The following is a 17,248-nucleotide window of genomic DNA, read 5'->3' on the forward strand; positions in this document are numbered from 1 at the left end:
GCCGAAAAACGAAACGCCCCCGGGTATCCCGGGGGCGTTCGCGAAAACTACGACTCAGCCGAGCAGGCGCCAGTCCTCCAGGCCCTGGTAGAGCGGCACGCTCTGGGCCAGCTTGGTGACGCGGCCGCGCAGGGTCTCCACATCCGAGCCGCCGACCAGTGCGGTGGCGATGATGTCGGCGACCTCGGTGAACTCGGCGTCGCCGAAGCCGCGGGTGGCCAGTGCGGCGGTGCCGATGCGCAGACCCGAGGTCACCATCGGCGGGCGGGGGTCGAACGGAACGGCGTTGCGGTTCACCGTGATACCGATCTCGTGCAGCAGGTCCTCGCCCTGCTGGCCGTCGATCGCGGAGTTGCGCAGGTCGACGAGCACCAGGTGCACGTCGGTGCCGCCGGTGAGCACGCTGATGCCCTTGCCGCTGACGTCGGCGCCGTTGAGGCGCTCGGCCAGGATCTTGGCGCCGGAGAGGGTGCGCTGCTGGCGGTCACGGAACTCGTCGGTCGCGGCGATCTTGAACGCGGCGGCCTTGGCGGCGATGGCGTGCATGAGCGGACCGCCCTGCTGGCCGGGGAACACCGAGCTGTTCAGCTTCTTGGCGAACTCCTGCTTGGCCAGGATGAGACCGGAACGCGGACCGCCGAGGGTCTTGTGCACGGTGGAGGACACGACGTCGGCGTAGGGCACCGGGGAGGGGTGCAGACCGGCGGCGACCAGACCGGCGAAGTGCGCCATGTCCACCCACAGGTAGGCGCCCACCTCGTCGGCGATCTCGCGGAACGCGGCGAAGTCCTGGTGCCGCGGGTAGGCCGACCAGCCTGCCACGATGACCTTCGGCTGCGCCTCCTTCGCGATCTTGCGCACCTCGTCCATGTCGATGCGGTGGTCTTCCTTGCTCACCCCGTACGAGTGCACCTCGTAGAGCTTGCCGGAGAAGTTCAGCCGCATGCCGTGGGTCAGGTGACCGCCGTGCGCGAGGTCGAGGCCGAGCAGCTTCTCGCCAGGGTTCATCAGCGCCATCAGCACCGCCGCGTTGGCCTGCGCGCCGGAATGCGGCTGCACGTTGGCGAATTCGGCGCCGAACAGTTCCTTGGCGCGGTCGCGGGCGAGGGTCTCGACGACGTCGACGTGCTCGCAGCCGCCGTAGTAGCGACGGCCCGGGTAGCCCTCGGCGTACTTGTTGGTCAGCACGCTGCCCTGCGCCTGCAGCACCGCGCGCGGCACGAAGTTCTCCGAGGCGATCATTTCCAGGGTGTCGCGCTCGCGGGCGAGCTCGCCTGCCATCGCGGCAGCGAGCTCGGGATCGAGCTCACCGAGGGACTGAGTATTGACAGAGGCGGTCGTCTGCGTCACGGGCCTCAGTCTATTGGGGCAGGGTCGAGCTTCCGGCAGGGGGCCGGTCAGCGGATTCGCAGCAAGGTCGCGAGGTTGTCCTGGACGTCGTCGAGCGGGCGGGTCGATTTCGTCGCGCGCGCCTGGACGATGGCGCCCTCGACCGCGCTGATCACGAAGCTCGCCAGCGACCGGGCCCGCGTCGCGTCCACGCCGCGACCGATCAGCCCGGCGGCCAGCAACTCGGTCCAGTCGGCGAAAGCGCTCCCCGCAGCGGCCTGCACGTTCGGCTCGGACTCGGCGAGCGCGGCGCCGACGATCGGGCACCCGGCGGTATAGGCGCTGCTCTCCAGGGCTTGTTTCCACCACCCGACGAGCGCGCCGACCCAGTCCGCGGGCTCTCCCGAGCGGGTCACCGTCTCGATGACGGCCGACATCCTGCGACCTGCCACCTCGGTCGCCGCGGCGACCAGCTCGCTCTTGCCCGCCGGAAAGTGCTGGTAGAGCGAGTTGCGCGAGGCATTGCTCCGGTCGAGCAGCGCGGCGAGCCCGGCGCCGTGCACGCCGTGCTCACGCACCAGCTCGATGGCGCCCTCGATCAACCGGGCGCGTGGGCCCTGCGTCATGGTCGTCCCTCTCTCCGACACCTTGCGTGAACCGATCGGTCCATGCTCCAATCATGACAGATGTGGACCGATCGGTTCATCGAAAGGATGGAAATCCATGAGTTCGCCCGCGCAGCTCGATCCGACACAGCTATCGGGCCTCGAATTGCTGAAGACCGCGATGTCGCTCGAGGACCGCCCACCGTTCATCGGCGACCTGCTCGGCATCGAGGCCGAGACGCTCGAACACGGCAAGGTGGTGTTCAGCCTGCGAACCCGCCCGGAGTTCGCCAACCCGCTCGGCAGCACGCATGGCGGCATCTGCGCGACGCTGCTCGACTCGGTGCTTGGCTGCGCGGTGCACACCACCCTGGAAGCAGGCGTCGGCTACACCACCCTGGAGCTGAAGATCAACTACATCCGCTCGGTGCCCACCGACGGGCGCAAGCTCACCGCCACCGGCACCACCATCCACGTCGGGCGCACCACCGCGACGGCCGAGGGCCGCGTCGTCGACGACCAGGGTCGTCTGGTCGCCCACGCCACCACCACCTGCGTCATCTTCCGCTGAGGAGCACAACCGTGACCGAACGCAACACCCTGCGAAAGTTCAAGCGGGAGCGGATGATCGGCCGCTGCATCGCGAATCCGACGGTGGCGGCGCTGGATCGGCTCGGCATCCGCACCGCACTGGTCTCCGAGCTGGAGACGACCGGCGCGAAAACCGGTCTCCCTCGGCGAGTTCCGGTGACCGCGTCGTTCGACGACAAGGGCGCCTGGATCATCTGCCAGCACGGTCCCCGCGCGGGCTGGGCGCGCAACATCACCGCCGACCCCCGGGTCCGGCTGCGCCGCGGCGACCGCTGGTACACCGGCACCGCGAAGTTCGTCCCCGACGACGACGTGGTTGCCAGGGCGCGCAGCTTCGCCACCGGGGGGATCGCGCGGCCGGTGCTCGCGTGGACGATCAAGGCATTGGAGACCGACCCGATCTCGGTGCGCGTCACCTTCTCGGCCGCCGACCCCGACTAAAGGTGACCTTCACCGCGCCTGACGCGATGGCGGTCACCCTCGGTCGGTGATCAGGCCTTGCCCACGGGATTTGGGGCGGCGCGGACCGTAACGAGATACCCGGCGCGTACCGGTTCAACAGGTGACGTTGTCCCATCGAATTCACCGAGGAAGGTTGCCATGCCGCATCTCGTCTCCGTCCCCAACAACCCGATCGAAGCGCTGCTTCGGACGCTCTCGCTGCTGATGTGCTCGCTGTCCTCCGGTGAAGGGTGCGCGGTCATCCAGTGACGAAGACCGCGCTCGCCCGGAATGGTGGCGGGCGCGTTTTCGTCACCTCGCGGTTCACATCGCTCGCGAACAGCTCTCGAGGTGAGCGGCTCATCCAGCCGCCGCGGCAGAAGCTTCACATCGTGCGCGGCGAGTGAGCGGCCCACCCGGCAGACGCGGCATGCGGTCCACATCGCGCAGCGCGCCGCCCGGGGCGAGCAACCCACCCAGCACCCGCGGCATGCGGGTCCACATCGCGCAGCGCGCCCGGAGCGAGCAGGCCCGCACAGGCGCGGCACGGTATCCCCATCGTTCGCAGCACGCCTGGGAGTGAGGGGCTTACCCCCGGCGCGGCGCGTGGTTCACATCGCGCGCAGCGCGCCAGGGGTGAGCGGCTCGTCCAGCAGCCGCCGGAAACGGTCGGCGCGCTCGTCGGCGTCGGCCGCGCGGTCCAGCCAGCCGCCGAGCAGGCGGTATCCCTCGACGTAGGTGCTGATGTAGGCGCGCCACAGCGGCGAGGAGAGGAACCGCAGCGATTGCCGCGCCCGCTCCGGCGTCGTCAGATTCCACTGCTGCAGGAACTCCGCGACCTCGGTCTCGTCGCGACGGCGATCGTGCAGCAGCAGGGCCGCGTCCTGGCGCACGGCGAGCAGTTTCGCCGAGGCCGTGGAAAGGCGCTCGGCGCGGTCGCCGTCGAAACGCAGGCCCAGATCGGCGTAGATCTCCTGCGCCCACTTCCCCCAGCCCGGCCCGACGATCGAGCGCAACGCCAGATCGGCGAGGCCCTCGGCCATCAGGCACTGCGGCGTGTTGACCAGAAACAGCGTCTGCTCCGCCTGACCGGCCGCCACCAGACCGGCCTCCTTGCGGCAGTGCTCGGTGTGGTGGCCGGGGTAGGACTCGTGCGCGATCAGCTGCGGCAGGTTCGACATGTGCTGTCGCAGATCGGAATTGATCGCGACCTTGGAGTGGTAGTTGCCCAGGTAGTAGTTGAATCCGGACCACGGCTTGTCGCCGACCACCTCGTAGGTGACGTGCTCGTGGTCGGGCAGCGGGTACCGCTCGCGCACCAGTTCGCGCAGCGCGCCGGAGAACGCCTCGACGCAGACGCTCAACCGTTCCGGTGGGATCTCGTCCGCCTTGCGGTGCGCGGCGACCCGCTCGGCGAGCGGTCCGTCGCCCGCGAGCACCTCGTCCATCTGGCGGTGCGCGTCGCGATAGTCCTCGACGTCGCCCGGGGCGATGTCGACGTCGAAATAGGCGCGCACCTCGTCGACGAAGCCGATGTCGTCGCCCGCGAACTTGCGGCCCGAGCACTCCAGCGCGCGCAGGTGCACGTCGAGGAACTCCGCGCGCTCCGAGGACAGGCCCGCCTCGGGCAGTTCCGCGCGCAGTTGGGCGGCGCGGCGCGCGAGATCACGTGGCTGCGGCGCGGGGGCGTTCTGCACCTCCCTGCGCAGCTGCGGGTCGCCGGTGTACGCGTCGACGAAACCTTCCTCGAGCCGGTCGAAAGCCAGGCCGAGTCGCAGGTACTCGGTGACGAGGGGATGCGCTTCCATGCCAGCCGACAGTAGCGGCAACCGGCCAAGGTATCGAGGTAGTTACCAGCCGGTAGCGGTACCCCCCGTTTCACACAGCGCCGGTGCGGAGGAGAATTCGACCATGCGGCGAGAGCTAGATCGAATCTCACAGAGCCGACCCGGCTCGAGTGCGTGTTTGCCGAAATGGAGCGTCGGGTAAGTGGCACGAATGAGCGAGCCGAGCCCCTATGTGGAATTCGACCGTAAGCAGTGGCGAACGCTGCGCAAATCGACTCCACTGGTGCTCACCGAGGAAGAACTGATCGGGCTGCGTGGTCTCGGCGAACAGATCGACCTCGAGGAAGTCGCGGAGGTCTATCTGCCGCTCGCTCGTCTCATCCACCTCCAAGTCGCCGCGCGTCAGCGCCTGTTCGCCGCCACCGCGACCTTCCTCGGCGAGACGCATCCGGACCAGCAGGTGCCGTTCGTGATCGGTGTCGCGGGCAGCGTCGCGGTCGGAAAATCGACCACCGCGCGTGTGCTGCAGGCATTGCTGGCCCGCTGGGACCACCATCCGCGTGTGGATTTGGTCACAACCGACGGGTTCCTTTATCCCACAGCCGAACTCACCCGCCGCGGCATCATGCACCGCAAGGGTTTTCCGGAGAGCTACGACCGACGCAAACTGCTGCGCTTCGTCACCGAGGTGAAATCCGGCGCGGCCGAGGTGTGCGCGCCGGTGTATTCGCACAACTCCTACGACATCGTGCCCGGCAAATTGCACTGCGTGCGCCAGCCCGACATCCTCATCGTCGAGGGACTGAATGTGCTGCAAACCGGTCCGCGCCTTATGGTTTCGGATCTGTTCGATTTCTCCATCTACGTCGACGCGCGCATCGAGGACATCGAAAACTGGTATGTGCAAAGGTTTCTCACCTTGCGCGAGACCGCCTTCGCCGACCCCGCCGCCCACTTCCACCACTACGCGGGCTTCACCGACGAGCAGGCGACCGCCACCGCCAAGGAGATCTGGAACTCCACCAACCGCCCCAACCTCGTCGAGAACATCCTCCCCACCCGCCCCCGCGCCACCCTCGTCCTCCGCAAGGACGCCGACCACAGCATCAACCGCCTCCGACTCCGTAAGTTGTAATCCATTGCCCCGCAACGGGATACAGCACCGAAGGCCTGCGTACGGCACAACACGCGGCTCGCGACGCGGTCCAGCCCTCGCCTAAGCCTTTGCCGCCCACAGCTTCCCGACCCGCAACCAGTCGACTGATCTGAGCCGATCAAAGGCGGGGACATAACTGGGGGGAGCCAGTGGGATCCTTGACGTGGTGGCGGTTCTTGACGATTCCGGCCGCGTTCTGTGCGTCGTATCCGTTCATATGCCTCTGGGCCGGTGTGTTTCCGGAACACGATCTCATCCCATTCCCGTGGAACTGGCGGACCGTGCTACTCGCCGCGCCACTGATCTCGGCCGCGGCGTGGTTCAGATATCCGCGTGTCCGTGACGAAGCCGTCGCGTTCACGGCAGGGGTGTGGGCGCTGACAGCATTCTTCGCCTACCTCGTCGCGGGTCTGTGAGAGCCGTCGGCTACAGCCGCCACGCTTGGTCCAAGCGCGTCGCCACGTCGATGTCGAGTACCGAGGCGATGTGGGGTTTGCGGATTTCGGTGGCGATGTAGCGGGCGACGAAGCGGCGGATCTCGTGGTCTACGCCGACGAGGACGCGCAGGAGTTGGGCGCGCTTGGTGCCCGCCGCCACGTTGACGCGGACATCGCGCAGGCGGGGTTCGGCGATCTCGATGAGCACCCGGAGCGGTTCGGCGGTGCGAGCGGTGAGGTGCAGGTGGACCGTGCCGTCCACCTCGAAGCGGTGCCGGTCGATACCGAGGTCGACGAGCATGCCGACGCGCAGCGGCAGGACCAGGTCGAATGAGATGACCTCGTCGAGGTGGCGGTGCACGCGCGGAATACCAAGGCGCACATGGGCGACGACCTTGGCCAGCCGAGCGGGCCCGACTCGGATCGGGCCGATGTCGAAGGCCGCTCCGGTCAGTTCGCCGAACGCGGCGGCGACGCGCTCTTCGGACACGGCGTATTCGAGGAAGCGGCGGCCGAACTCCTCGTAGCTGAGGGGCCGACCCGGCCCGTCACCGCGCGCGGCGGGCGCGGGCGTCGGCGGGGTCTGCGTCATAACTTGCACAGACCGGACGGTACTGGAATGTGGCCGTTTCAGACCCCGAAACGGCGATGTCGGGCCGCGTAATCGCGTAAGGCGCGGAGGAAATCCACCCTGCGGAACTCCGGCCAGTAGACCTCTGTGAACCATATTTCCGAGTATGCGCTCTGCCACAGCAGGAAGCCCGAAAGTCGCTGCTCACCCGAAGTGCGGATGACCAGGTCCGGATCCGGCTGACCCGAGGTGTAGAGATGCTGGCCGATGGCGTTGACGGTGATCGACTGCACCAGATCCTCGCCGGTCTCCCCCGCGGCCATCTCCTGGCGCACCAGCGAGCGCACCGCGTCGGTGATCTCCTGACGCCCGCCGTACCCGACCGCCACGTTGACGTGCACACCCTGGCGTCCCTCGGTGCGCTCCGCCGCGGTGCGCAACCGCTTGGCGATCAGCTCGGGAAACCCGTCCAGCGAGCCGACGATACGCACGCTCCAATCCCGTTCGGGCGCGGAGAGCTCCTCGACGACGTCGGTGATCACTTCGAACAGTGTCTCCAGCTCGTCGGGATCGCGCTGCAGATTCTCGGTCGAGAGCAGGTAGACGGTGACCATCTCGATGCCCTCGTCCGAACACCAGCCGACCAGCTCGGCGATCTTCAGCGCGCCGACTCGGTGGCCATGGCTCACGTCGGTGAACCCGTTCTCCCTGGCCCACCGGCGATTGCCGTCGCACATGACCGCGACGTGGCGTGGGTGTTGTTTATCGGCCAGCTGCTTGGACAGCCGGGCCTCGTAGATGCGGTATGGCAGACCACGCACCCGACTCCGAAGCTCCACGGCGTCCAACAGTACGCCTCGGTGGCGCGATTCCGGCATCGGCCGCGATTCCCCGGTACAGTGGCATCCGGCGCGAACCTACGGTGGCGTAGGTTACTCATTGGTTAACTAGGAGGTCACACTCGTGTCCGAATCTGTCGGCGCGGCCGACGCGGAGCTGGTCGGCGCCTCCCCTGCCGAGGCACTCGCCGCCCTGGTCAAGCCAAGGATGCGCGGCTGGATCCACACGTGGGCGGTCGGCATCGCCGCGCTCGCGGTGATCGCGCTTGTCGTCGAGGCGGCCACCGTGTCCGCGACGGCCGGCTGGTCGACCCTGGTCTACGGGCTCACCGTCTGCGGGTTGTTCGGCATCAGCGCCGTCTACCACCGCGTCACCTGGGAGACCACGCGCACCCGCATCCGGATGAAGCGCGCGGACCATTCGATGATCTTCCTGTTCATCGCGGGCAGCTACACTCCGTTCGCGCTGCTCGGCCTGCCGGGAGGTACCGGGCAGACGCTGCTCGCGGTGGTCTGGGCGGGGGCGCTCGCCGGCGTCGCGCTCAAACTGCTGTGGCCGACCGCGCCGCGGTGGGTCGGCGTTCCGCTGTATCTGTTGCTCGGCTGGGCGATCGTGCCGGTGGCCGGGCAGCTGAACAATCAGATCGGCATCGCGCCGCTGATCCTGCTGCTGATCGGCGGGCTGATCTACAGCGGCGGCGCGATCCTCTACGCCACCAAGTGGCCCAACCCGTGGCCGACGGTGTTCGGGCACCACGAGTTCTTCCACGCCGCGACGGTGCTGGCGGCGCTGAGTCACTACATCGCGATCTGGTTGGTCGTGCTGCGCTGAGTTTCGGTAGCCGCGCCGAGTCGTCAACGGCCACCCGAACTCGAGGCTGGGCGTCCGCGCCGAACTTCGGCCCGGCACCGCCGAGGTTCCAGCCGCGCCGAGCCGTCGACAGCCACACTGAACTCTCGCCACCTGCGCCGAGCGGCAGCCGCGCCCGGGTTCGTCGGCGGCCACACCGGGTCCCTCGGCAACCCGCGGATGGTCTCGGCGACTGCCGTGCCGAGCGGCCGACCAACGAGATATCCGTTGCCGCCTCTCGGCCCGATCGAGCCGGATAAGCTGCTTTTTCGTGTCACTCGTCGCCACCCGTCCCCGCTCGCACCGGCGGTCACCTTCTCCGGCGGGTGGTCGCGCGTCGTGATCGCCAAGCTCGTCGTCTGGGCGCTCAAGGCCCACTGGGGTCTGTCGGCCGTGATCATCACCGCGAATTTGAGCGGTCTCGCGGTCATCGTCACCGGGCTGTGGCTCAGCGGGTTCTTCGGCAGACTCGGCGAGGACTGGATGCGCACCATGGGCCTTGTCGCGATCTACCCGGCGGTCGGGCTGCTCGCGGGCGTCGGCCTGGCCATGCGGGACCGCAGCAGGTACTTCGGCTGGCTGGATCAGAAGCGCAAGCCGACGGTGGCGGAGGCGCGCAGACTGCTGCGGCTGCCGATCGCGATCACCGTCCGGGCGCTGGCGCTGTGGATACCTGGCGTGATCATCGTGACCGCCACGTTCACCCACCTGACCGAAATCGACACCCCCGGTGTGACGGCGTCGCTGTTCACCCTCGGCGCGTTGCAGTCGGCGGCGGTGACCTTCCTGATCGTTGACCGGCTGATCCGGCCGACCGTTCCGGTGGTGTCGGCGGTGCTCGGCGACACCATGCACTGGAGTTCGTCGGTGCTGGTGCGGGTCGTCGTCACCTGGGGTGTCGCGGGCGCCATGCCGCTCGCCATGCTGATCGTGGTGCTCGCCGATCCCGCCGCGGCCGCTTCGGACCGCATCCGCACCGCCATCTATCTGTCCGCGGTGGGCATCGGCGTCGGCGCGCTGGCCACCGCCATCCTGGCCCGCGCGGTGGCCACCCCGATGCGGACGCTGCGGCTGGCGCTGGATCTGATCAGCAGGGGCGAGACGAACGTCCGGGTGCCGGTCGGCAGCAGCAGCGAGATCGGGCGGCTCGAACACTCGGTCAACGAGCTGGCCGCGAATCTGCGCGAACGCGAACGGATGCGCGACGTATTCGGCAGGCACGTCGGCGCACAGGTGGCCGAGCGGGCGCTCACCGGCGGCATGGACCTGACCGGTGACGTGCGCGTCGTCTCCGCGTTGTTCGTCGACGTGACGGGCTCGGTCGCGCTGTCCACCGGCCTGCCGCCGCAGGAGTTCGTCGCCAAGCTGAACCGCCTGCTCTCGATCGTCGTCGCGGCGACCGAGGAGAACGACGGGCTGGTCAACAAGTTCGAGGGCGACGCGGCACTGTGCATCTTCGGCGCGCCGATCGCGCTGCGGGACAACGCGACTCCGGCGCTGCGCGCGGCCCGCCGAATCCGCGACGAGGTGACGGCCATCGGCGAGCTCGACATCGGCATCGGTGTCGCGCGCGGACAGGTCTTCGCCGGGGACGTCGGCACCGATACGCGCCTGGAGTTCACCGTCATCGGCGACGCCGTCAACGAGGCCGCCCGCCTGACCACCGAGGCCAAGGACGTGCCCCGCCGAATCCTGGTGAGCGGCGCGGTGATCGAGGCCGCGGCGCCGCACGAGCGCGCGCAATGGACGCTCTACGACAACATTCTGCTGCGCGGCATGCAGGAACCGACGGCCTGCTGGACCGACACCGAACCGGCTGCGCCCCAGGACGATCCGGCTGTCGATGGCGTCGACGACCGCGCGCTGCCGGATGGCAATCCGAACGCGGCCGCCGAAGCAACCGACGGCCGCACGCTGCCATCCGGCGCAACCGACCCGGTCGCCGACACCACCGCCGACCAGTCACCGGTCAGCGCCATCACCGAAATACGCAGCACGGCAGCGGAATCGGACTAGCCGACACGGCCTTTCTGCCGCACCCGCCTGCCCGTCACGGGCGACGCGCGCCCGCCTGCCCTCACGGGCGACACGCGCCCGTCGACCCGTCCTCCAGCAGCCGCCGCTAGTGCCCCGTCCAGAAAGGTTGGACGCACAATCCGACCAAAGGCCACTGTCAGTCGGCCCATCGCGATGAAGGTCACCCTCGGTCGGTCCACCCTGGGCACGCAGGTCGGGTGAACGAAGGTCACCTCCGGTCGGTCCGAAGGGATGGGGGTGACCTTCAGTCGGTTACCGCGCCGACCACTGGACGCGGCGCTACCGTGGTGCGATGCGGAACAAACCGCTCATCGTGCCCTGGTAGAGCGTGCGGTCGGGGGAAATGGTGCCGACCATCTGCAGGGTGTTGTGCACCGCGGTGGCGCCGATCAGCTTCTCTTTCTCGATGCGACCGGTGGCGGCGTCGATGACGGTGTAGCGGAAGTTGTCGGTCACGCCGACGCTGCCGGTCGGGATGATGGTGTGCCGGGTGACGGTGTAGATCTTGCCGTCGGCCACCGACAGGCGCGGAACAGCCGCGGACAGTGCGTCATTGGTCCACTTCACCTGGCAGCCGGAGCCGGTGACGTCCACTCGCACCATGCCGCCGGTGAACTTGGCGCTGGCCGGTTCGCTCGGTCCAGCGCCCTCCGGGACGGCCGGATACGGGTATCCGTAGGTGCTGGCGACGAAGAGGCTGTTGCCGGAGCCGATCGGCGAGTTCTCGGTGCCGTCGACGGTGGGCACCGAACAGACGAGGTTTCCGGTGGTGGTGTCGAAGACCAGCAGATTCTCCTTGGGCACCGCATTGTCGGTGATGGCGAGATATTCGGTGCCCGAGCCGGAACCGAAGAACGTCGGAGTCGCGCCCGTGCCCCAGCTGAGCTGACCGGGTTTGCGGGCGGGGCCGCGATCGTAGGCGTACCGCCAGTTCACCTGCGGATTGCCGGAGCCGTCGACGGTGACCAGGTAGAGCGCGTGCGTGGTGGCGATCGCGACGCCTTCGGGAGCGGTGGAGATGCTGTTGGCCACCTTCTCGCCGGGGCCGAGCACGATCGATCGGGTGGCTCCGGTGGCCGGATCGAAGAACCCGGCGGCCGCGTTGTCGGTGGCGAACCACACGCGACCGTCGAAGTCGGCCATCACCGAACTGACCGCGTCACAGTCTCCGCCGCCGCAATGACCCGTAACCGCTTGCGAGATATCGGTTCTCGACTCGACGAACACCTGCCAGTCGTCGCCCGCGCGCCGGTGCCCGATCCGCAGCAGCTCACCGCTGCCGTCGACGGTGACCATGCGGTCCTGGTTGTCGAGATAGGCGTAGACGCCGCCGAGCAGACTGCCCTTGGTCAGGTCGAGCGAGGCGAGAGGGTGGCCGTTGCGCGGATCGAGCAGGAACACCTTCGGCGCGCGGTCGAGGATCTTGGTGCACAGCGCCTGCGGCATACCGTCCGCACCCTGCAGGATGGTGGGGCACGCGGCGGCGAGTTCGCGGAAATCGCTGTCCACGTCACCGGCGCCAGGGCCGGCGAACGGCGTGGCATCGGAGGATTCGGCATCGCCGTGCATGGTCGCGGTGCCCAATGGCCCCAGGTGCGGATTGGCCGGAGGTAGGGAAAACGCTGCGGTCGCCGATCCTGTGGTGAAGGTCAGCAACACTGTCGTCCCCAGCGCGACGGTCGCGACGGCGCGACCCAGTCTCTCGAACACGGGCTTTCTCCCTGACTAGTGGGTGCGGGGCGTCGACCAGGCCGAAAACCCGCCCAGTGCGAATACTCGAATTTCCTTGTCCCAGTATTCGCATGGCGCTACACGCTAGAAGGGGCGGCGGGAGTTGGCAAGAGTTTCGAGAGCTCCCGAGGTACTGGTGCGACGCTCTCGAATCAGCGGGAGCTGTCGGCCATGACGGCCCCGAGCGCGCGGGCGGCCGCGGTGAGTTCTCGGATGTAGTGCTGCCGCTCGGGTCGCGACACGGACGGTCGAAGTGGACCGATCTGCAACTCCCACAGCGCGTTTCCGCCCCGATCGAAAACCGGCGCGGCCAGATAGCTGATCGGCAACGGTTCGTCGGCATCGAGTGCGGCGGCGGTGTGCAGCCGTCCCCCGGCCTCGGCCACGAGCGCCTGAACCTCGTCGCGCAGTTGCGGATTCGACGCATTGGCGGACAGATGCGCGATGACTCGACCCAGAACGTCGATGCGATGCAGGTCGGCGACGTCTGCTCCCCATGCGGCGAAGCCGCGGTCGGCGATCTGCCGGAGTCCGCGCTGCCACTCGGTCCTGCGCTCGGCCGGGCCGCCGGCGATCCAGTTCCGTTGGACGGCAGGGTCGGCGAACGCGACGACGGCCGCGCCGGCGGGTGCTTGCAGGGGAAGCCGGAGTCCGACCTCGACTCCGGCGGGGATATGGCCGACGCCGCGCGTGACGGCGATGAAGACGAGCTGACCCGATCCGACCACGCTCAGGGCCGCACCGCAGCCGACACGGGCTGCCAAACCGTCGAGCAGGCTCGGCACAGCCGCGGCACCTTCGAGCGCGGTGCGTGCCCGCTCGGCCATGGCCAGGAACCCCGGACCGAGCACATACCGAAGATCCGGCAACCGGCTCACCCAGCCGTGCCCGTCCAACGAGCCGAGAATGGCGCCGACCGTCGAGCGGCTCAGCCCGACACTGTCAGCCAAATCCGCTGCGGTAGCCGGTGATTCGAGGGCGGCGAGTCGTTCCATCAGCGCGACGACGCGGTCGGTCGGCGGCGACGAGCGGGCCGAGCCGCTTTTGTCTGCCGACACCGACACCCCCCTCCGCGACCGAGTTCGATTCATGCACTGACTGGCCCGAATATTCACATCGGGCTCGGGTTGGTGTCAACCCGATGCCGATCGCCCCCGCAAAGAGGGGCCGCCCCCTCGGCCGACGCCGCGTTTCCCACACAACTTCCATACGGTTCACATAGCCACCGACTATGTGAGGCGTATGAAAGCTGTGTGGCAGCGGGTAGGCCAGCCTAGGTGGGGACTTCAGTTTTGGCTCAGGGAGTGCCGGAGGTCTTGTGCTGTGGTCACCGGCAGGTCGCAGACCGATCCGCGGCAGACGTAGGCCGCGGCGGCGGCCGACACAAGCGGACGGTCGACGAGTAGCGGAGCGGAATCCGGGGCTCCCGCGAGGATCACCGAGCCGCCCGGCGCGAGTTCTCGCGCGACGGCGAGCAATTCCGTTGCGGTGTCGGCGTTCTCGGCCGACGACGCGATCGCGATCTGTAGCGGGCCGCGCAGGGCCGCCTCCGCGACCGTGAGCCACTGCCCCGCCGAGCGGGGGGCGCGGGCGAGCACGACCGCACCCCGGCGCAGCGTCGCTTCGGCGAGTTCCCGGTAGCGCACCGCGCGTTCGACGTCGCTGACCGCCGCGGCGGTGAGCAGCGCCTCGGCCAGCGCGGACGCGCCCGCGGGAGTCGCGCCGTCGATGGGGTCGCGCGGACGGGCGACCAGGGTTTCGGCGTCGTCGGCGGTGTCGAACCAGCTGCCGGACGCCTCGGGATCGGCGAAGCGTTCGACGGCGGTGTCCAGCAGCCACTGCGCCTGCTCCAGCCGTTCCGGGTCGCCGGTGGCCTGGTACAGCGCCAGCAGGCCGGTGACCAGCCAGGCGTAGTCCTCGAGCACACCGGCCGAGGCGCCGACCACGCCGCCCAACGAGGCGCGGCGCACCCGACCGTCGACCACGTGCTCGGACAGCAGGAACCGCGCGCAGCGATCCGCGGCCGCGACCCAATCGGGCCGCCCGAGCGCCGAACCCGCCTCGGTGAGCGCGGTGATCGCCATGCCGTTCCACGCGGTGACCACCTTGTCGTCGCGGGCGGGCTGCGGGCGCTTGTCGCGCTCGTCGCGCAGCGCCTCCCTCGCCCGATCGAACCGCTCCTGTTCGGCCGCGTCCCGCGGATCGCGATAGCGGGTGAGGACCGAGGTGCCCTGCTCGAAGTTGCCTGCCGTCGTCACGCCGAAAAAGTCTGCGGCCCAAGCTCCTTCGATGGGGCCGAGGGCGCCGATCAGTTCGGCGGGCGTCCACACGTAGGTCGCGCCCTCCACACCGGGGCCGCCGGGTTCGAGATGGGTGTCGGCGTCCAACGCGGAGGCGAAGCCGCCGTGTGCGGTGCCGAGATCGTCGAGGACGAAGTGCGCGGTCTCGCAGGTGACACGCAGCGCGAGCGAATCCTGCGCGTGCGGTGTGCGCCGCGCCAGATGCGCGTAGGCGCGCAGCAATTGCGCGTTGTCGTACAGCATCTTCTCGAAATGCGGTATCAGCCAACGGTTGTCGACCGAGTAGCGGGCGAAGCCGCCGCGCAGCTGGTCATAGATGCCGCCGCGCGCCATCGCGTCGGCCGCGCGGTGCACGACATCGCGCACTGCCGTGTCGCCGGTGCGCTCCCAACTGCGCAGCAGTCCCTCCATCAGGGCGGACGGCGGGAACTTCGGCGCACGGCCGAACCCGCCGTGCTCGGCGTCCTCGTCGCGCAGCACCGCGGCGACCGCGTGATCGAGCAGTTCGGGCGAGACGCTCAGGTCGGCGTCGGGCAGACCGGCGGCCTGCGCCCGCAGGGCCTCGACGACCTGGGCCGATGCCTTGTCGACCTCCTCGCGCCGGTTGCGCCAGGTGTCGCTGACGGCGGTGAGCAGCTGACCGAACGAGGGCATCCCGCCGCGCGGATGCTTCGGGAAGTAGGTGCCGCAGTAGAACGGCTCGCCGTCCGGGGTCAGGAAGCTGGTCATCGGCCAGCCGCCCTGACCCGTCATGGCGACGGTGGCGTTCATATAGATCGCGTCGAGGTCGGGGCGCTCCTCGCGGTCCACCTTCACGCAGACGAAGTGGTCGTTCATCAGCGCCGCGGTCGCCTCGTCCTCGAACGACTCGTGCGCCATCACGTGGCACCAGTGACAGGAGGCGTAACCGATGGAGAGCAGGATCGGCACATCGCGCCTGCGAGCCTCCGCGAGCGCCTCGGCATCCCACTCCCACCAGTGCACCGGGTTGTCCGCGTGCTGACGCAGATACGGTGAGGTCGCTTTCCCGAGCCGGTTCATATCTTCCACGGTCTCACAATTCCGGCCCCTCGCGCCGCTCCCACTGCGGCAGATCAACCAGACCACCTGCGGCAGATCAACCGCTACGATAGCGGCAGATCAACCAGCAGCGTCGCGGCAGATCCACCAGCAGCGTCGCGGCAGATCAACCAGGCGTCGTCCGCACAGATTAGGAGCGCGCATGCAAACCCGCCTCGGACCAGCGCTGCCACGCCATGCCGAGGCCGCTGTAAGCGCGGCTCTGGAGGACACCCGAGTCGTCCTGATCAATGGGGCGCGCCAGAGCGGCAAGAGCACCCTCGTGCGGCTCGTCGCCAAGGACCGAGACGCCGAATGGCGGGACCTCGACAACACCCTGACCCGGCAGGCCGCCCTCGCGGACCCCGACGGATTCGTCGATCTCCACGGTTTGATGGTGATCGACGAGATCCAACGGGTACCGGACCTGCTGCTGTCGATAAAGGCAGAGGTGGACATCGACCCCCGGCCGGGTCGATACCTGCTGACCGGATCGGCACGGGTACTGGGTCTGCGCTCGCTACCGGACACGCTTGTCGGACGCATGGAGACAATCGAGCTCTGGCCGTTTTCGCAGGGTGAAATCGACGGCGCACCGGATCGATTCATCGACGCCGTGTTCACCGCCGGTGATCGGCTGCGCCACGACTCCGCCGTTTCTCGAACCGAGTACGCGGACCGGCTGGTCCGAGGCGGATTTCCAGAAGCAATCGCGCGCACGAACGACCGCAGGCGACGCAGCTTCTTCGACTCCTACGTCGGCGACCTCATCGCGCGCGACGTACAGCAACTGTCACAGATCGAACGGACTGCCGCGATGCGGAATCTCGTGCGAATGCTCGCCGCCCGTTCCGGCGGGTTGCTGTCGGCGGCGACACTGAGCAACGAGCTCGGCGTGGGAGCGTCCACCGTGCAACGGTATCTGGCACTGCTGGAGGAGATCTTCCTCATCAAACGGATTCCGGCTTGGTCCCGCAACATCAGCACCCGCGCCACCACTACCCCTAAGCTTGCCTTCGTCGACTCGGGGATCGCGGCTCACCAGATCGGTGCCGACACCCGCAGCCTACTCCGTCCCAACGGCCAGTTCGGTCCGCTCCTAGAGGGTTTCGTTCTCATGGAACTGGCCCGTCAAATCACGTGGTCCGACGAGGAAGTAGAACTCTTTCACTACCGCACACGCGACCAGGTCGAAGTCGACGCCGTCCTGGAGAACCGGCGAGGTGAGGTGGTCGGAGTCGAAGTCAAGGCGGCGTCAACCGTCAGCCCCCACGACTTTCGCGGCCTTCGCCACCTCGCCGAACGACTCGGCGACGACTTCCGCGCGGGTCTCGTGCTGCACACCGGAAAGCAGACACTCCCCTTCGGACCCAAAATGCTGGCCATGCCGATCAGCGCCCTATGGTCGACCCCCGCACCCTGAGTCGCTCGAGCTACGCGCAAGAGTCCGGCTTCTTTACGCGTGGCTCATCAGTTCAGGCGGAGGTTGTAAAGCCGAATCCGATCACGAGGGTC

At 68.4% G+C, this 17,248-nt stretch carries 15 protein-coding genes; 7 read left to right on the forward strand and 8 right to left on the reverse strand.

Annotated features, from left to right (window positions below):
* Nucleotides 1-54 precede the first annotated feature (54 nt).
* Nucleotides 55-1,350: a serine hydroxymethyltransferase gene (gene glyA / locus CRP45_RS10940; protein WP_067784713.1), complete on the reverse strand. Its 1,296-nt coding sequence runs from the start codon at nucleotides 1,348-1,350 to the stop codon at nucleotides 55-57.
* A 47-nt stretch (nucleotides 1,351-1,397) separates the two neighbouring features.
* On the reverse strand, nucleotides 1,398-1,955 hold the full coding sequence (locus CRP45_RS10945) for a TetR/AcrR family transcriptional regulator (RefSeq protein ID WP_097244993.1): 558 nt from the start codon (nucleotides 1,953-1,955) through the stop codon (nucleotides 1,398-1,400).
* Between the two features lie 97 nt (nucleotides 1,956-2,052).
* Here CRP45_RS10945 and CRP45_RS10950 point away from each other — a divergent pair, with 97 nt between their 5' ends.
* A complete protein-coding gene (locus CRP45_RS10950) occupies nucleotides 2,053-2,505 on the forward strand; it encodes a PaaI family thioesterase (protein ID WP_067784707.1) in 453 nt (150 codons plus the stop codon).
* Between the two features lie 11 nt (nucleotides 2,506-2,516).
* Nucleotides 2,517-2,966, forward strand: coding sequence for a nitroreductase family deazaflavin-dependent oxidoreductase (locus CRP45_RS10955; protein ID WP_179830843.1), 450 nt, complete (start codon nucleotides 2,517-2,519; stop codon nucleotides 2,964-2,966).
* A gap of 611 nt (nucleotides 2,967-3,577) precedes the next feature.
* Here CRP45_RS10955 and CRP45_RS10960 read toward each other — a convergent pair.
* Nucleotides 3,578-4,774, reverse strand: coding sequence for a DUF885 domain-containing protein (locus tag CRP45_RS10960; RefSeq protein WP_097244994.1), 1,197 nt, complete (start codon nucleotides 4,772-4,774; stop codon nucleotides 3,578-3,580).
* Between the two features lie 181 nt (nucleotides 4,775-4,955).
* Between CRP45_RS10960 and coaA the strand changes: the two genes are divergently transcribed.
* The gene (gene coaA / locus CRP45_RS10965; protein WP_067784698.1) at nucleotides 4,956-5,888 is read left to right on the forward strand and encodes a type I pantothenate kinase; all 933 of its coding nucleotides are present in this window, start codon (nucleotides 4,956-4,958) and stop codon (nucleotides 5,886-5,888) included.
* Between the two features lie 197 nt (nucleotides 5,889-6,085).
* Nucleotides 6,086-6,325, forward strand: coding sequence for a hypothetical protein (locus CRP45_RS10970; RefSeq protein ID WP_143861405.1), 240 nt, complete (start codon nucleotides 6,086-6,088; stop codon nucleotides 6,323-6,325).
* A gap of 10 nt (nucleotides 6,326-6,335) precedes the next feature.
* Here the strand turns inward: CRP45_RS10970 and CRP45_RS10975 are convergent, their stop codons facing one another.
* Together CRP45_RS10975 and CRP45_RS10980 are read right to left on the reverse strand one after the other, a co-directional pair.
* Nucleotides 6,336-6,938, reverse strand: coding sequence for a hypothetical protein (locus CRP45_RS10975; RefSeq protein WP_179830870.1), 603 nt, complete (start codon nucleotides 6,936-6,938; stop codon nucleotides 6,336-6,338).
* 38 nt (nucleotides 6,939-6,976) lie between these two features.
* Nucleotides 6,977-7,795: an isoprenyl transferase gene (locus tag CRP45_RS10980; protein WP_067784692.1), complete on the reverse strand. Its 819-nt coding sequence runs from the start codon at nucleotides 7,793-7,795 to the stop codon at nucleotides 6,977-6,979.
* Nucleotides 7,796-7,913: 118 nt separating this feature from the next.
* On the opposite strand from CRP45_RS10980, the gene trhA reads away from it, so the two are divergent.
* Nucleotides 7,914-8,588, forward strand: coding sequence for a PAQR family membrane homeostasis protein TrhA (trhA, locus tag CRP45_RS10985; protein ID WP_342747019.1), 675 nt, complete (start codon nucleotides 7,914-7,916; stop codon nucleotides 8,586-8,588).
* A gap of 357 nt (nucleotides 8,589-8,945) precedes the next feature.
* Nucleotides 8,946-10,622, forward strand: coding sequence for an adenylate/guanylate cyclase domain-containing protein (locus CRP45_RS10990; RefSeq protein ID WP_245910064.1), 1,677 nt, complete (start codon nucleotides 8,946-8,948; stop codon nucleotides 10,620-10,622).
* A 300-nt stretch (nucleotides 10,623-10,922) separates the two neighbouring features.
* Here the strand turns inward: CRP45_RS10990 and CRP45_RS10995 are convergent, their stop codons facing one another.
* The 3 genes from CRP45_RS10995 to CRP45_RS11005 all read right to left on the reverse strand — a co-directional run bounded on the left by CRP45_RS10995 (nucleotide 10,923) and on the right by CRP45_RS11005 (nucleotide 15,715).
* Nucleotides 10,923-12,353, reverse strand: coding sequence for a hypothetical protein (locus tag CRP45_RS10995; protein WP_097244997.1), 1,431 nt, complete (start codon nucleotides 12,351-12,353; stop codon nucleotides 10,923-10,925).
* A 173-nt stretch (nucleotides 12,354-12,526) separates the two neighbouring features.
* Nucleotides 12,527-13,432: a helix-turn-helix domain-containing protein gene (locus tag CRP45_RS11000; RefSeq protein ID WP_245910065.1), complete on the reverse strand. Its 906-nt coding sequence runs from the start codon at nucleotides 13,430-13,432 to the stop codon at nucleotides 12,527-12,529.
* Nucleotides 13,433-13,660: 228 nt separating this feature from the next.
* Nucleotides 13,661-15,715: a thioredoxin domain-containing protein gene (locus CRP45_RS11005; RefSeq protein ID WP_097244999.1), complete on the reverse strand. Its 2,055-nt coding sequence runs from the start codon at nucleotides 15,713-15,715 to the stop codon at nucleotides 13,661-13,663.
* Between the two features lie 181 nt (nucleotides 15,716-15,896).
* Here CRP45_RS11005 and CRP45_RS11010 point away from each other — a divergent pair, with 181 nt between their 5' ends.
* The gene (locus CRP45_RS11010) at nucleotides 15,897-17,156 is read left to right on the forward strand and encodes an ATP-binding protein (RefSeq protein ID WP_097245000.1); all 1,260 of its coding nucleotides are present in this window, start codon (nucleotides 15,897-15,899) and stop codon (nucleotides 17,154-17,156) included.
* The last annotated feature ends 92 nt before the right edge of the window (nucleotides 17,157-17,248 follow it).

Source organism: Nocardia amikacinitolerans, assembly GCF_900215415.1.
In the GTDB taxonomy this organism is placed as follows: domain Bacteria; phylum Actinomycetota; class Actinomycetes; order Mycobacteriales; family Mycobacteriaceae; genus Nocardia; species Nocardia amikacinitolerans.

Bases quoted from the DNA above. Each gene is read 5' to 3' on its own strand.
- CRP45_RS10945 (WP_097244993.1), bottom strand. From the start codon at position 1,955: ATGACGCAGGGCCCACGCGCCCGGTTGATCGAGGGCGCCATCGAGCTG.
- CRP45_RS10950 (WP_067784707.1), top strand. From the start codon at position 2,053: ATGAGTTCGCCCGCGCAGCTCGATCCGACACAGCTATCGGGCCTCGAA.
- CRP45_RS10960 (WP_097244994.1), bottom strand. From the start codon at position 4,774: ATGGAAGCGCATCCCCTCGTCACCGAGTACCTGCGACTCGGCCTGGCT.
- CRP45_RS10975 (WP_179830870.1), bottom strand. From the start codon at position 6,938: ATGACGCAGACCCCGCCGACGCCCGCGCCCGCCGCGCGCGGTGACGGG.
- CRP45_RS10980 (WP_067784692.1), bottom strand. From the start codon at position 7,795: ATGCCGGAATCGCGCCACCGAGGCGTACTGTTGGACGCCGTGGAGCTT.
- CRP45_RS11005 (WP_097244999.1), bottom strand. From the start codon at position 15,715: ATGAACCGGCTCGGGAAAGCGACCTCACCGTATCTGCGTCAGCACGCG.
- CRP45_RS11010 (WP_097245000.1), top strand. From the start codon at position 15,897: ATGCAAACCCGCCTCGGACCAGCGCTGCCACGCCATGCCGAGGCCGCT.